Genomic DNA, 15,221 nt, shown 5'->3' on the forward strand with positions numbered 1-15,221 from the left:
AAGTTGATGTCTCTGAATGAAAAACGGCTGCGAAGTTTAGCATATTTAGCGTAAATTTCACCTGTGTGACAGTCCCTTGCTTGTGTTTGTTGTCGTGCGTCATTACCATAGGCAGCCTGAAAATTATGGAGCCTTTAGCATGTTTAGCGGAAGTATTGTTGCTTTGATCACCCCGATGGATCCAGATGGTGCTGTAGATTACGGCAGCCTCAAGCGGTTGGTAGATTTCCATCTAAGCAATCAGACCGACGCTTTGGTGATTATGGGCACCACAGGTGAGTCGGTCACTTTAAGTTTTTCTGAACAAGTCCAGGTGCTTGAAGCTGTTTTGGCACAAGTAGATGGCCGTATTCCGGTGATCGCTGGTAATGGTTCAAATTCAACAGCTGATGCAGTAGAAAAAACCAAAACATTATCTGCTTTGCCCATTGCAGGTTTTTTAACCGTTACTCCTTATTACAACAAGCCAATGCAAAAAGGCATGCTGGCACATTATCAGGCCGTTGCTGCGGCAACAGACAAACCTGTTATTTTATACAACGTGCCAGGCCGGACAGGTGTTGATTTAAAGGCTGAAACAGTAGCTGAGCTGGCAAAAGTGCCGAATATTGTTGGCATTAAAGAAGCCACAGGTTCTATGGAGCGACTGGCACAATTGCAGGCCTTATGCCCGGCAGATTTTTTATTATTAAGCGGTGACGATGCCAGTTGCTGCGAATTTATGTTAAAAGGTGGCCACGGCGTCATTTCGGTGACTACCAACATAGCACCTGCTTTAATGGCTCAAATGTCGAAAGCGGCGATAGAAAAAAATACAGAATTGGCACAACAACTCGATCAGCAGCTACAAGGCTTACATCACCAGCTGTTTATTGAAGCCAATCCTATTCCGAGTAAGTGGGCACTGCTGAAGATGGGGTTAATTGCTGATGATATGGCAAGATTACCTTTGACCCGGTTGGAACCAATTCACCAAAGCGTAATCGAACAAGCGCTGAAACAAGCCCAGATTAATGTGTAGGAGTTTTATAGTGCAGTATTGGATCCCGGCAAGCTTAGTTGCCTCATTGTTTATTTCTGGTTGCTCTTTGTTCCCTAAAGACGTTGTAGAGCAAGGTAAGGTGGAGGCCAAACCTGTTGCAGAATTAAAAGTTCCTGCCGGATTATCGGCTGCGAAAAAGCCGACTCAATTTGATATTCCACCGGCCCCTAATGCGCCAGTGACTGAAGTTGAACTGAAATCACCTATGCAGGTATTGGCGCTGGCGACCAATAGCCGGGTTGAAGAAGAAGAAAAAGAAGCGCGGATTTGGTTCGAACGTTCAGAATATACAGGTGAGTTATTACCTTACCTGAAAAAGAACGTGCTGGATTTTGGTGCAGAAAAGCAAATCGAAATCACACAAAAAGACCAGCAAGGATTGGTTTTTGAGACGGGCTGGGTCAGTCGTTTTGAAGAAGAAGGTTTCTGGTTATGGAAAGACCTGGTAGAGAAAGAACAAAGCCGTTTTCTAGTGGTGTTTGAACCTAAAACTCATGGCCGTTCTGTAGGCGTCAGAGTGCAATTGCTGGAACATCGTTACATTGAAAACGATACAAAGTTATCGGCAATAGCGCAAAAGCGTGAGGAAGTGTATTTCCTGAACCGTCTGGTGGACAAAGTCGCGACCGTAGAATTGGCTCAGATTAAGCTGAAAAAAGCTCAATCACGTCAGATCACTCTGACTACAGGATTTGATGCACAAGGCAATGCGGCGATGATCACAGGGCAGTCCATTGATGTAGCCTGGTCACAGTTGGAATTAATGTTTGAACAAAATGGCTTTGTTGTTAATGATTTGGACAGAACCAAATACAGCTTCTTCCTGACCTATAAAGAACCAGAGACTGGTTTTTGGGACTCGCTGTGGGCAGATAAAGAAGCCATTGTTGTGCCATTAACAGAAGGCGATTATCAATTAGTTCTGTCAAAAGCTGAAATTGGAACCAGTCTGAGCTGGCGTGACAGTTCGGGCAAAATATTATCTGCCGACCAGATCAGTGCTTTGCATCAGGCTTTGGTGCAAATTATCAGGAAAGATAATATAGAGTTGTAAGAAGCTATATTCGGGCAGGCGCAAAGTAATTCTGTTTGCGCCTGTTTTTGAACTGAAGTGAACTGAGCTAAAGTGCAGTGCTCAGCTCTGCGTTAGTTTTAAATGACAAGTTGAAGTTCTTCGTTTGAGTGTGCAACTGGGCTAAGCCAGAGTGATAGTCGAAAAACCACCTGCGGGTGGTTTTTTATTCACTGTCTGAACTAAAAAAACTCAAAGTAAATAGAAGTTGCTATCGAACCGTCTTAGCCGATGCAGGATGAATAAAATAACGCTATGATTAGGCTCACTTTAATAGTGTTAATAAGCAAAACTAAGGGACGTCGATGCTGGATGTACAGGATTATCTGAAAATTTTTATCGGCATCATTGCTATCTTAAACCCGCTGGGCGCTTTACCTATGTATTTGTCCTTGACTGCGGACCACAGTGAGCAGGACAAAAAACAAGTTGCGATGACAGCCGCCAAAGCGGCTACTGTAATTTTATTGGTGACCTTGTTTTTTGGTGAATTTATTCTGAGCTTTTTTGGCATTTCAGTGAATTCTTTTCGGGTCGGTGGTGGCATTCTTATTTTACTGATGGCCATTTCGATGTTAAACGCTCAGACCAGTGGTGCCAAAAGCACAGAAGCGGAGCGAATAGAAGCAGCGCAAAAATCTTCTATTGCTGTAGTGCCGCTGGCCATGCCTATGCTGGCAGGCCCCGGCGCTATCAGTTCTATTATTTTGTACGCTAACAGAGCAGAAGGCTGGCAGCATTATTTAATTATTTCGGCAGAAATAATCCTGGTTGGTATTCTTCTGGCGATCCTGATGCGCTTATCAGGTAAAATAGCCAACAGATTAGGACAAACCGGTATGAATATTATTACCCGGGTGATGGGACTTATTTTGGCAGCTATCTCTATTGAGTTTATCAGTCTTGGCTTAAAAGGGATTTTCCCTGTGTTGGCGGGTTAAAGGTTTAGCAGGTTAAGGGCAAAAGATGCGATTACTTATTGCGGCGCTATGTTTTTTATTGGTTACACATGCTGCACAAGCAAAACAACTGACAGATGTGTATCAGGCTGTTGTGCCTGCAGGTCAAAACCAAAGTGAATGGCAGCAACAAGCGCTGGCACAGGTATTGGTGAAAGTGACAGTCAATCCTGCAGTGGTGGAGCAGGCAGCCATCAAAGCTGAGCTGAAAAATGCCGGTAACTATATAAAGACCTTTGCCGCTGTCAGTTCAGAGCAAGGACCGGCGTTAAAAGTCGGACTGGACGAACAAAAAGTACAGCAGCTATTAAGCCAGAATCAGATCGCGATTTGGGGAGCAAGACGCCCTGCCATAGTGCTGTGGCCTGTAGAGCAAACGCCTGAAAGCCGCGTCTTTATGCAAGGAACGGCGAACCCCGTATTAAGTCAGCTGCAACAACAGGCGAAAGCTATCGGCTTGCCTCTTGAGCTACCAACAGCCAGTGAAACTTATATTCCCACGCTTTCTGTGGACGAAGTATGGGCGGGTAACTGGTTGTTGATTGAACAAGCCAGTTTGCCATTTAATGCCGATCAGACCTTAATTTTGCTTTTTGATCAGCCGGCAGTTGGCCAATACAGATTAACCTGGCAGGGCTATGAGCAAGACCAATTGGTCAGCAATGAGTTAGTCGCAAGCTCGCAACCAGAGTTGGCTACTGCATTTTTAAGCAGTTTGACGGCACAACTGGCCAGTAAATTTGCCGTTCAGCTTGGTAGCCCGCAAGGCCAGACCGAACTGGAACTGGATATTGAAGGCTTAACTAATTTTGTCGATCAGGTCAAAGTACAGCAAATGCTTAGCGCTATGTTGTCGGTCAAGCAAGTGACAGTGCAGGAACGCAAAGCGGACTTACTGAAGTTTAAAGTGCAACTGGCAGCAGACCGCAGCGCTTTTATTAACTCTTTGTCGCTGGAACGTCGTTTGCAATCGCTGCAAGCCGCAAGCGAACCCGCTGTAATCCCTGTTGACACAACAGATGCGGCAGATGAGCTGTTCTCTGAAATGGCGGCAGAAATGGCGACAGAGCCAGCCGCTGCAGCGTCAGATGTTATGCCTTCCGCGCTGCGTTACAGGTATATCCCGAACTAATGACTCCGGTGCAATACACCCTGGCAGTGACACTGCCGGAAGATGAAACTCTTGATACTTTCTATGGGGCTGAAACCAGCCCTGTGGTGGGTTATATCAAGCATTTTCTGACAACACCCTCTGAACACCGCCTGCCTTTGTATTTATTTGGCGCCAGTGGCAGTGGCAAATCGCATTTGCTCTATGCCGCGTGCGTGCAGGCGCAGGAATTGGGCTTAACCAGTCAGTTGTTAAGCCTGGAAGATTTTAAAGCCTGGAGCCCGCGGATATTGGACCAACTGGAAGAACTGGATCTGGTGTGTCTGGATAACATTCAGGCCATAGCAGGGGATATCAGCTGGCAAGTGGCAGTGTTTGATTTATACAATCGTATGACAGAGCAGGGCAAAGCTCTGATTATTGTCGCCGATCAGGCGCCAACTGAATTGGGTATTACCTTGCCTGATTTAGTGTCTCGCTTGCAGGCTTGTACTAGTTTTCAGCTGCGTTTATTAGGCGATGAAGACAAACAAAAACTGCTACAACAAAAAGCCCGGTTAAGAGGCATGGAGCTACCGGATGAAGTGGCGCGGTTTTTATTAAACCGTCAGCAACGCGACATTCGGGAACTGGTGCAAATTCTCGATTTACTGGATAAAGCCTCGATAGTGCATCAGCGTAAGCTGACCATTCCTTTTGTCAAAGATATGCTGAGCTTATCTCACTGATTTTTCGTCCTTTGAACTAAAAAAAGCCTTATTTTACGCAAGCTCTGAGCGCAAATCTGGTGTATTATTGCCACCTTTTTATACGACTTATCCCCCCGAAGTTAGTGACGCTGCAGCCGACAAAGCTGCAGCTTCAGGTAGCAAGGGGATTAACGCTGGTCTGAGGATAGCGATGAACTTAACCGCCATTTTAGAAGAAGCCTTACAGGCAGTCGCTGTAGCGAACGATATCAACGCACTGGAAGATGTGCGTGTGGCCTTTATGGGCAAAAAAGGCAGCATCACTGAGTTGCTGAAATCTTTAGGTGCTATGGATCCGGAAACCCGCAAAACTGCAGGTCAACAGATCAATGACTTAAAACAGCAAGTGCAGGACGCGTTAAACACTAAACGTGATCAGATGCAACAGGCTGAGCTGGCACAAAAACTGTCAAAAGAGCAGATTGATGTGACTTTGCCAGGTCGCGCTTTAGAAGCCGGTGGCTTGCACCCTGTCACCCGCACCATTCGCCGTATTGAAAGCTTTTTTGGTGAATTGGGTTTCGAAGTCAAACATGGCCCGGAAATCGAAGATGATTTCCATAACTTTGATGCACTGAATATTCCAACGCATCACCCGGCCCGTGCTGATCACGACACCTTTTATTTTAATCCTAAGCTGATGCTGCGTACTCAGACCTCTGGTGTGCAAATTCGTACTATGGAAACAGAACAACCACCGCTGCGGATCATCTCTCCGGGCCGTGTGTATCGTAACGACTACGATCAAACCCATACCCCGATGTTCCATCAGGTGGAAGGTTTGATGGTCGACAAAAACGTCAGCTTTACTGAACTCAAAGGTATTTTGCACGACTTCCTGAATAACTATTTTGAAGAAGATTTGCAAATCCGTTTCCGTCCGTCCTTTTTCCCTTTTACTGAACCTTCAGCTGAAGTGGACGTGATGGGCAAAAACGGCAAATGGCTGGAAGTATTAGGCTGCGGTATGGTGCATCCAAATGTATTACGTTCTGTTGGCATCGACCCTGAAATCTACAGCGGTTTTGCTTTTGGTATGGGCGTTGAGCGTCTGACCATGCTGCGTTATGGCGTAACAGACCTTCGTTCATTCTTCGAAAACGATCTGCGTTTTCTAAAGCAATTCAGATAAGCGGGAGCAGATAATGAAATTCAGTGAATCCTGGTTACGTGAGTGGGTCAACCCGCAGTTATCGACCAATGAGTTAGCAGAACAAATTTCGATGGCCGGTCTGGAAGTAGACGGTGTCGAGCCTGTTGCAGGTGAATTTAGCGGTGTTGTAGTAGGCCATGTGGTTGAATGTGGTCGTCACCCTGAAGCCGACAAATTACAAGTCACTAAAGTGGATATTGGCTCTGGTGAACTATTAGATATCGTTTGTGGTGCAGCCAACTGCCGTCAGGGCTTAAAAGTTGTGGTTGCCACAGTAGGCGCTGTATTGCCTGGCGATTTTAAAATTAAAGCGGCCAAGTTACGTGGTCAGCCTTCTAACGGTATGTTGTGTTCTTTATCTGAGCTGGGCATGGCCGAAAGTTCAGAAGGCATTATTGAACTGCCTGTGGATGCGCCGCTGGGTCAGAACATTCGTCAGTACCTGACGTTAGACGACAATGCCATTGAAGTGGATTTAACGCCAAACCGCGCTGACTGTTTAGGCTTAAAAGGTTTAGCCCGTGAAGTCGGTGTACTGAATAATCTGGACGTAAAACAACCTGAAATTGCCGCAGTAGCTGCAAGTATCAGTGACGTCAAAGGCATTCAGTTATCTGCGCCGCAGGCTTGTCCACGTTATTTGGGCCGCGTGATCCGCAACATCAACACAGCGGCTGTTACGCCTTTGTGGATGGTGGAAAAGTTACGTCGCTCAGGCATCCGTTCTATTGATGCTGTAGTGGATGTGACCAACTATGTATTGTTAGAGCTGGGTCACCCAATGCACGCTTTTGATTTAAGCAAAATCGAAGGTGACATTGACGTGCGTATGGCCAAAGAAGGTGAAAAGCTTACTCTGCTGGATAGCAACGAAGTGAGCTTAAAAGCCAATACACTGGTGATAGCTGACAGTCAAAAAGCTTTAGCTATGGCCGGTGTTTTTGGTGGTTTACACAGTGGTGTCACCAAAGACAGCAATGACATTTTCCTTGAAAGCGCCTTTTTCTCTCCGGTAGAAATGGCTGGTATTGCCCGTCAGTATGGCCTGCACACAGACGCCTCTCACCGTTATGAGCGTGGTGTAGACCCAGAGCTGCAACGTACTGCAATGGAAAGAGCCACGGCCTTGTTATTAGCTATAGTAGGTGGTGAAGCTGGCCCTGTGGTGGAAGCTGTGTCCGAACAGCACCTGCCAAAAGCGGCACAAATTGCCTTAACCCGCGCTAAGCTGGACCGTATTTTAGGCATTTCTATTGCGACAGAGACAGTGACTGAAATTTTCCAGCGTTTAGGGATGCAGGTTCAGGTTTCAGGCGACGAGTGGCAGGTCACAGTACCAAGCTACCGTTTTGATATCTCTATACCGGAAGATTTAATCGAAGAAGTGGCTCGTGTTTATGGCTACAACAATATTCCTAATGTAGCACCACAAGCTGCGCTAGCGATGAGCAAACATCAGGAAAGCCGTATTTCTGTTCACAGCTTACGAGATCTGTTGGTGGCCCGTGGTTATCAGGAAGCTATTACTTATAGTTTTGTTGACCCTAAAGTGCAAGAGGCTTTGTTCCCAGGTCAGGCCGCACTGGTGCTGCCAAATCCAATCTCCGTTGATATGTCGGCGATGCGGTTAAACCTGTGGCCTGGCTTATTGCAGGCTGTGCAATACAACCAGAACCGTCAGCAAAACCGTATTCGTCTGTTCGAATATGGCCTGAAGTTTATCCCTGATGCGAATGCTGAAGGTGGTGTGCGTCAGGTGCCGGTTTTAGGGGGGGTGATTGTTGGCAGTTATGGCAACGAACATTGGACCATTGCAGAGCGCGCAGTTGATTTTTATGATGTTAAAGGCGATGTGGAAGCGCTGTTAAGCTGCACTTCAGCTACAGAGTGTTTTACTTTCGCTACAGGTCAACACAGCGCCTTACATCCGGGGCAAACTGCTCAGTTAAACCGGGATGGCAAAGCTGTAGGTGTGCTTGGCGCCTTGCATCCGGAAGCGGAACGCAAATTGGGTATTAAAGGCAAAGCCTTTTTATTTGAAATAGAGTTGGAAGCATTTGGTGATAAACACATTGTTTTAGCTCAGGAAACTTCAAAATATCCTGCAAACCGTCGCGATTTAGCTATTGTTGTGAAATCTGATGTGCGTTTTTCAGATATCCTTGCTACTATTAGAAAAGTTGGCGGAAATCAATTAGTTGACCTAAAATTGTTTGACGTCTACACAGGGCAGGGTGTCGCTGATGGCTATAAGTCATTAGCAATAGCTTTAACCTTGCAGGACAAGGCGCGAACGCTTGAAGATAAAGATATCCAACAGGTTATCTCTTCTGTGGTCGAGGTGCTGAGCAAAGAGTTCAACGCAACGTTGAGGGATTAAGAATGGCGCTTACCAAAGCCGATTTAGCAGAACGTTTATTTACCAAGTTTGGCATCAGCAAGCGCGATGCAAAATTAATAGTCGAATCTTTTTTTGAAGAGATCCGCATTGCTTTGGAAGCAGGCGACCAGGTAAAACTGTCAGGTTTTGGTAATTTTGACCTGCGGGTAAAAAACCAAAGGCCAGGCCGTAACCCGAAAACAGGTGAAGATATTCCTATCTCTGCACGCTGCGTGGTGACCTTCAGACCGGGCCAGAAGTTAAAAAGTAGAGTCGAAGTAGGCACCGCCAAGAAGTAATGTCTAATTGTGTAGTTAAAAAGGAGTGTACCTTGCGGGCACTCCTTTTTTTATTGTCACAATTCCTAGCTTATCGATGTGAGTACAACGACAGAGACCAGAGTAACAATTATTGATACTGTGTGACCAGACGTGCTGCTGCGTCGTCCGATGCAGCTTTTTTTATTGCAAAATGCTCCAGCTTGCGCCGTTGGCTCGCATACCGGCTATTATTACTTCGTTCCAATCGATTTTCTACAGGCAAAAATTTTTACTTGCAGTGATCCAATGAACCTGCTGATCTGTAAACAATTCTAGTCATCTCCGTGATTTTTTCTGTGAGTTCTTATTATGAGTATCCAAATCGGTGTCAGTGCTTGTGTGCTTGGGCAAAAAGTACGTTTTGATGCCGGCCATAAAGCGTCAGACTTTTGTAACAGCACTCTTGCTCCTTTTGTGTCTTATGTACCGGTTTGCCCTGAGCAAGCGATAGGCTTAGGTGTGCCTCGCCCTGCTATCCGGTTGCAGCTCAATGCTGCACAGCAAGTGCGATTGGTCAACAGCAAAGACAGCAGCATTGATCATACAGACACTATGCTTCAGTTTAGCCAAAAGATTTTGCCAGAGCTGAAGCAGCTGTCCGGTTATATTGTCTGTGCTAAATCACCCAGCTGCGGTATGGAACGGGTGCGTTTAAATGATCAAAATGGCCATCAATTGGGCAAGGTTGGTGTTGGGGTTTTTACACAACAACTGATGCATAGTTATCCCTGGTTGCCTGTGGAAGAGGATGGTCGTTTGCTCGATAGCAACCTGAGAGAGAACTTTGTTACGCGGATTTTTGCCTGTCACGACTATCAGCAAATGCTGCAATCCGGTTTTACTGTGGGTAAGTTAGTGGCTTTTCATAGCCGCTATAAATTTTTGGTGATGGCGCATAGCCCAGCGGCGTACCGCGAATTGGGTCGTTTAGTGGCTCAGGCGAAACTCTTTGCTCCTGATGAATTGGCGCAGCGTTATTTGCTGGATTTAATGCAGGCGTTAAAGCAACAAGCGACCCGGAAGCAGCAAGCCAATGTGCTGATGCATTTGCAGGGCTTTTTTAAAAAAATGCTAAGCAGTGAAGCGAAGCATGAGTTGTTGAAGCTGATCCATAAATACCGTCAGGGCCATTTGCCTTTGCTGGCACCTTTAACCTTGTTACGTCACCATTTAGCTCAGCATCCCCATCAGTATGTAGCAGCGCAGCAGTACCTGCAGCCGTTCCCCGATGAGTTGGGGTTACGTGCCTGATGAGTAACACAGCATTTTCTTTAGTCTGGCTGCGTAATGACTTACGTGTCTACGACAATCAGGCCTTATTTGAGGCCTGTCAGGCAGGGTTGCCTGTGGTAGCAATTTTTGTTGCCACACCGGATAGCTGGCTGAAGCATTTTATGGCACCGATGAAACAAGATTTTATTCGTCGTCGTGTGCAACAGTTACAGACTGAACTTGCGGCTTTGAATATCCCTCTACTGGCGATTGAAGGAAGTCATTACTCTGCTCTACCAGAGCTGATGCAGCAGTTGATAGACGCAGGTGCAGAAGCCTTGTACGGCCACACTGAGTACGAACTGCGTGAGCGTGAGCGTGACCGCAAGGTCAGTGCTACTTTTGCTAATGCGGGTAAAGCCTGTTATTGGTTTGACCGCAAAGCTGTGATGCCACCGGGTTCCATACTCAGCAAAACCGGTGGCATTTATCAGATCTTTACGCCATTTAAGAAAACCTGGCTGACAGCTTTGCGTGAAGCTGGTGTGCGCTGTTTTCCTAAACCCAAAATGATGCCGGACATAAAGCTGCGGCTGCCCGAATTGCCTGTGATGAAACAAGGAGATGGCAGCTCGCTGGCTTATACAGTAGATGAGCAGCAGGTTCTTGAGCAGATGCGCCAGTTCTGCCGGGACAAAGCAGCTTTTTATCAAACAGAACGCGACTTTCCGGCCTTGGATGGTACTTCGTCTTTGTCGGCTTATCTGGCGATTGGGGTTATTTCAGCGCAGCAGTGCATTAGTCGGCTGCAACTGGAAGCTGCAAATGACTGGGACAGAGAGAAATCCGGTGCTGCGGTCTGGTTATCTGAGCTGGTGTGGCGGGATTTTTACCATCATATTCTGATGGCTTTTCCAGAGCTGATTAAACACAAAGCCTTTCAAAAAGACACAGATGGCATTGTCTGGCCAAATAATCTTGCGCTGTTTCAAGCCTGGTGTGATGGAAAAACCGGTTATCCGATAGTGGACGCTGCGATGCGCCAACTGAATCAAACTGGCTGGATGCATAACAGACTACGCATGATAGTCGCGAGTTTTCTGGTCAAAGATTTACATATCGACTGGCGCTGGGGTGAACAGTATTTTATGTCGAAGCTGATTGATGGCGATTTTGCGGCCAATAATGGCGGCTGGCAATGGGCGGCTTCAACAGGCACAGATGCAGCGCCTTATTTCCGCATCTTTAATCCTGTCACTCAAAGTGAACGTTTTGACCCGGATGGCGTATTTATAAAACGTATGTTGCCAGAGCTTGCTGAAGTGCCGAAAAAACAAATTCACTGGCCCCATCCTTTGCCTATGTGGAGTGACTATGTCAAACCCGTGGCAGATCACAGTAAAGCCAGACTTAAAACCTTAGAGTTGTTTCACACTGTAAAAAAACCGCAGGATGTAATGGATCATGAATGAAAATAACGCGACGGAACGGCTGGAACATTTTTTAGATTTTTACAATAACTTAAGCCAAAACAACTTGGGTTCCTTGCCACAACTCTATGCTGACAATGTAGAGTTTATTGACCCCGTGCATCATATTCTGGGGCTGGACCAACTGCAGCAGTATTTCTCACACGCTTATGCGCGCTTAAGCAGTTGTCACTTTGTTGCTACCTCAAAAATAGCCAATCAGGATCAAGGCTGCCTGAGTTGGGTGATGACCTTTACTCATGAAGCCATAGGCAATGGCAAAGCCATTTCTGTGCATGGCTGCTCTGTAGTGCACTGGAACAATGAAGGCAAAATTGCCTATCACAGAGATTATTACGATTTAAATGAAATGGTACTGCAGCATATTCCACTGTTGGGCTGGGTCACTAAAAAAATTAAACAAAAAATGGCGAAGGACGCATAAATGAAGATAGCAGTAATAGGTGGCGGAATATCGGGCATGATCAGCTGGTATTTGTTGCAGCGCCAGCATCAAGTCACTGTATTTGAAGCTGGTTCTTACCTCGGTGGTCATACAGCGACTGTAGATGTTACTGTTGAAGGCAAAGAGTACGCCATAGACACAGGCTTTATTGTATTTAATAACTGGACTTATCCGCTGTTTAATAAGTTTTTAGACGAACTGAAGGTGGAGTCACAGCATACCCAAATGAGTTTCTCGGTGAAAAAAGCCGATACAGGTTTGGAATACAATGGCCATACGCTTTGTACATTATTTGCCCAGCGCCGTAATCTGTTTCGCCCTTCGTTCTGGCGTATGCTGCTGGATATTGTCAAATTTAATAAGCTGGGTAAGGAGTTGCTGGAGCAAAATCATCCGGACCTGGATTTACTGATAGATGAGTTTCTGGCGAAACATAATTTAGGCCGCGAGCTTCGCAACCATTACTTATTGCCTATGGGCGCGGCCATTTGGTCCTCTGGTCTTGCTGATATGCCTTCTTTTCCTCTGCGTTTTTTCCTGCAGTTTTTCAAAAACCATGGCTTGCTGAATGTGACGGACAGGCCGCAGTGGTCGGTGATCAAAGGTGGCTCACGAGAGTATGTGCGTGCATTATTAAATACACTCAATCCTGCACAGGTAAAACTCAATAGCCCTGTAAAATCGGTAAGCCGTGATGCAGAGGGTGTCACTCTGGAATTTACCGATGGCCGCACCGAGCGTTTTGACCAGGTGGTGTTTGCCTGTCATAGCGATCAGGCGTTGGCGCTGTTAAATGATCCCAGCGAAGCTGAACGGCAGGTGCTGGGCGGTATTGCTTATCAGAAAAACGAAGTAATTTTGCATACCGACCAGCGTATTTTGCCAAAACGCAAAGCGGCATGGGCCGCCTGGAACTACCATTTAACGAATGCTGCATCCAGTCATGCGACCTTGAGTTATAACATGAATATACTGCAGGGTATTACAGCACCAGTCACCTTTGTGGTGACGCTGAATCACAGCCACGCCATTGATCAGAGCAAGATTTTAAAACGTTTTCAGTATGACCACCCGGTGTTTAATCACTGCACCATTGCTGCGCAGCGACGCCGCAGTGACATTAATGGCGTCAACAACAGCTGGTTCTGTGGTGCGTATTGGTATAACGGCTTTCATGAAGATGGCGTGCGCAGTGCTGTTGATATAGCTCATGCCATGGGAGTGGAGTTTTGATCCCATCAGGTCATGCATTATTAACGGGTGAAGTAGGGCACAAACGTTACCTGCCCAAAGTCCATGGCTTTGACTATCAGGTGCATTACTTCTGGCTCGACCTGGATGAACTGGGCAGTATTCCGGCCAAAGGTTGGTTGTGGTCGAAAGCGCGGTTTGCGGCCTGTAGTTTCCGCCGCTCCGATTATTTATCAGGAGCAGAGGATTTAACTCAGGCCGTCCGGCAAAAGTTACTGCAGTTGGGTTTTACTCAGGATGTGGCGAAAGTCTGCATGATGAGTCCGTTGGCAAACTGGGGTTATTACTTTAGTCCGCTGACCTTGTATTACTGTTTCGACAGGTCGAAGCAACTGATTGCCTTGTTGGCTGAAGTCAGTAATACACCATGGAATGAACGGCATTATTATCTGGTGCCGGTGCAAAGCACAGAAAAATCTCAGTACCAGCATGACAAAGCTTTTCATGTGTCGCCTTTTAATCCGATGGATATGCAATACCACTGGACTGTTGTGGCTAATTCCGCTGAACTGCAGTTAAGCATTAGCAACTTTAAAACAGAGCAAAAGGTATTCAGTGCCTGGTTTGATCTGGTGCTACAGCCATTTAGTCTGAAAGAGCTGAAGGGGCTACTGATCCGCCGTCCCTGGCAAAACGTACAAGTGATGATACGAATATATTGGCACGCAGTTAAACTGCTGCTCAAAGCAGTACCTGTGTATGGCCACCCAAAGTCAAAGGAAACACCAAGATGACGGTTTCGATCACCGAACAATGTCCTTTTCAAAATTTACGCTGGTTTGACAAAACCTGCCGCAAGCTGGTGCTGAATCATTTAAGCCAGTTGCATCATGGCGCGATTTTATTGGTCGAAGGTCAGGAAAAAACTTTGCTGGGCAATGCCAAAGGCGAGTTGCAATGTACCTTGATCGTACTGGATCCTGATTTTTATCAAAAAATGATGTTTGCAGGCTCTGTAGGCGCGGGCGAATCTTACATTCTCGGCCAGTGGCGCTGCGATAATTTAACTGTGCTGGTGCAACTATTGGCTCGCAATTCATCCATTCTGGATAAGCTGGAATCGGCATGGGCACGTTTAAGCAAACCAGCTTTAAAGTTGCTGGATTGGCGTAATCGCAATACCAAAGAGCAATCACGCAAAAATATTTCTGCGCATTACGATTTAGGTAATGCCATGTATCAGCTGTTTTTAGATCCAAGCATGATGTATTCCAGTGCAGTGTACGAAACCGACACTTGTACACTGGAACAGGCGCAGTTGAATAAACTCAAATCTATTTGCGACAAGCTGCAGTTAAAACCAACAGATCACTTGATTGAAATTGGCACGGGTTGGGGCAGTATGGCGATATTTGCTGCCCGTAACTACGGTTGCAAAGTAACCACGACGACCATTTCGCGTGAACAACACGACTATGCTGCGGAAAAAATCCGCGAAGCCGGGTTAGAGTCACAAATCACTTTGTTATTTCAGGATTACCGCGATTTAACAGGGACTTACGACAAGCTGGTTTCTATTGAGATGATAGAAGCCGTGGGCGATGACTTCCTGGACCAATATTTTGCCAAGTGTTCAAGCTTACTGAAAGAAGATGGTTTGATGGTATTGCAGGCTATTACCATTGCCGATCAACGTTACAGTCACTACGTCAAAGAAGTCGACTTTATCAAGCGTTACATCTTTCCTGGTGGTTGCTTGCCGTCCATTCAGCGCATGAGCAATGCAGTGGCCGATTACACAGATTTAGTACTGCGCCAGGTGCAGGATATAGGGTTGGATTACGCCCGCACCTTGCAGGATTGGTGTCATAACTTTATGGCGTCACGGGACAAACTGCATCAGCTGGGTTATGACGATCAGTTTATCCGGCTCTGGCACTTTTACTTGTGTTACTGCGAAGGCGGTTTTCTGGAAAGAGCTACCAGTGCTGTACATTTAGTGTTCACCAAACCTATGAACAGGAACAAAATTTAACTTTTCGTTGCTTAATAAAGCACGGTCGTTTATAACTTTCTACGGATTAATGTAGTAGAGTC

14 protein-coding genes are annotated in these 15,221 nt (G+C 46.2%); all 14 read left to right on the forward strand.

Translation table 11 applies throughout. The features are described from left to right. The first annotated feature begins 139 nt into the window (after positions 1 to 139). The 14 genes from dapA to EK374_RS08300 all read left to right on the forward strand — a co-directional run bounded on the left by dapA (position 140) and on the right by EK374_RS08300 (position 15,159). A complete protein-coding gene (gene dapA, locus EK374_RS08235) occupies positions 140 to 1,021 on the forward strand; it encodes a 4-hydroxy-tetrahydrodipicolinate synthase (protein WP_127021868.1) in 882 nt (293 codons plus the stop codon). A gap of 10 nt (positions 1,022 to 1,031) precedes the next feature. Then, positions 1,032 to 2,096, forward strand: coding sequence for an outer membrane protein assembly factor BamC (gene bamC / locus EK374_RS08240; protein ID WP_164731842.1), 1,065 nt, complete (start codon positions 1,032 to 1,034; stop codon positions 2,094 to 2,096). A gap of 323 nt (positions 2,097 to 2,419) precedes the next feature. Next, a complete protein-coding gene (locus tag EK374_RS08245) occupies positions 2,420 to 3,055 on the forward strand; it encodes a YchE family NAAT transporter (RefSeq protein WP_127021872.1) in 636 nt (211 codons plus the stop codon). A gap of 25 nt (positions 3,056 to 3,080) precedes the next feature. Continuing rightward, the gene (locus EK374_RS08250; protein ID WP_127021874.1) at positions 3,081 to 4,205 is read left to right on the forward strand and encodes a DUF2066 domain-containing protein; all 1,125 of its coding nucleotides are present in this window, start codon (positions 3,081 to 3,083) and stop codon (positions 4,203 to 4,205) included. Next, entirely contained in the window at positions 4,205 to 4,912 is a 708-nt protein-coding gene (hda, locus tag EK374_RS08255) for a DnaA regulatory inactivator Hda (protein ID WP_127021876.1), read from the forward strand. Before EK374_RS08250 ends, hda begins: the two co-directional genes overlap by 1 nt. A 172-nt stretch (positions 4,913 to 5,084) precedes the next feature. Next, positions 5,085 to 6,065: a phenylalanine--tRNA ligase subunit alpha gene (pheS, locus tag EK374_RS08260; protein ID WP_127026486.1), complete on the forward strand. Its 981-nt coding sequence runs from the start codon at positions 5,085 to 5,087 to the stop codon at positions 6,063 to 6,065. Between the two features lie 13 nt (positions 6,066 to 6,078). Further along, positions 6,079 to 8,466, forward strand: a complete 2,388-nt coding sequence (gene pheT, locus EK374_RS08265; RefSeq protein ID WP_127021878.1) for a phenylalanine--tRNA ligase subunit beta — start codon at positions 6,079 to 6,081, stop codon at positions 8,464 to 8,466. A 2-nt stretch (positions 8,467 to 8,468) separates the two neighbouring features. Further along, positions 8,469 to 8,765, forward strand: a complete 297-nt coding sequence (ihfA, locus tag EK374_RS08270; RefSeq protein WP_008898181.1) for an integration host factor subunit alpha — start codon at positions 8,469 to 8,471, stop codon at positions 8,763 to 8,765. Between the two features lie 330 nt (positions 8,766 to 9,095). Next, positions 9,096 to 10,037: a YbgA family protein gene (locus EK374_RS08275; protein ID WP_127021880.1), complete on the forward strand. Its 942-nt coding sequence runs from the start codon at positions 9,096 to 9,098 to the stop codon at positions 10,035 to 10,037. Further along, positions 10,037 to 11,470: a deoxyribodipyrimidine photo-lyase gene (phrB, locus tag EK374_RS08280; protein WP_127021882.1), complete on the forward strand. Its 1,434-nt coding sequence runs from the start codon at positions 10,037 to 10,039 to the stop codon at positions 11,468 to 11,470. The genes EK374_RS08275 and phrB overlap by 1 nt, the downstream gene beginning before the upstream one ends. Further along, positions 11,463 to 11,912: a nuclear transport factor 2 family protein gene (locus EK374_RS08285; RefSeq protein ID WP_127021884.1), complete on the forward strand. Its 450-nt coding sequence runs from the start codon at positions 11,463 to 11,465 to the stop codon at positions 11,910 to 11,912. Before phrB ends, EK374_RS08285 begins: the two co-directional genes overlap by 8 nt. Continuing rightward, the gene (locus EK374_RS08290) at positions 11,913 to 13,166 is read left to right on the forward strand and encodes an NAD(P)/FAD-dependent oxidoreductase (RefSeq protein ID WP_127021886.1); all 1,254 of its coding nucleotides are present in this window, start codon (positions 11,913 to 11,915) and stop codon (positions 13,164 to 13,166) included. Beyond that, positions 13,163 to 13,918 carry a DUF1365 domain-containing protein gene (locus tag EK374_RS08295; RefSeq protein WP_206099310.1) on the forward strand — a complete coding sequence of 252 codons (756 nt, stop codon included), beginning with the start codon at positions 13,163 to 13,165 and terminating at the stop codon, positions 13,916 to 13,918. The genes EK374_RS08290 and EK374_RS08295 overlap by 4 nt, the downstream gene beginning before the upstream one ends. Next, complete coding sequence (locus EK374_RS08300) at positions 13,915 to 15,159, forward strand: SAM-dependent methyltransferase (RefSeq protein WP_127021888.1); 1,245 nt, start codon at positions 13,915 to 13,917, stop codon at positions 15,157 to 15,159. Before EK374_RS08295 ends, EK374_RS08300 begins: the two co-directional genes overlap by 4 nt. Positions 15,160 to 15,221: the final 62 nt, after the last annotated feature.

Origin of the sequence: Rheinheimera mangrovi (assembly GCF_003990335.1) — a bacterium.
In the GTDB taxonomy this organism is placed as follows: Bacteria; Pseudomonadota; Gammaproteobacteria; order Enterobacterales; family Alteromonadaceae; genus Pararheinheimera; species Pararheinheimera mangrovi.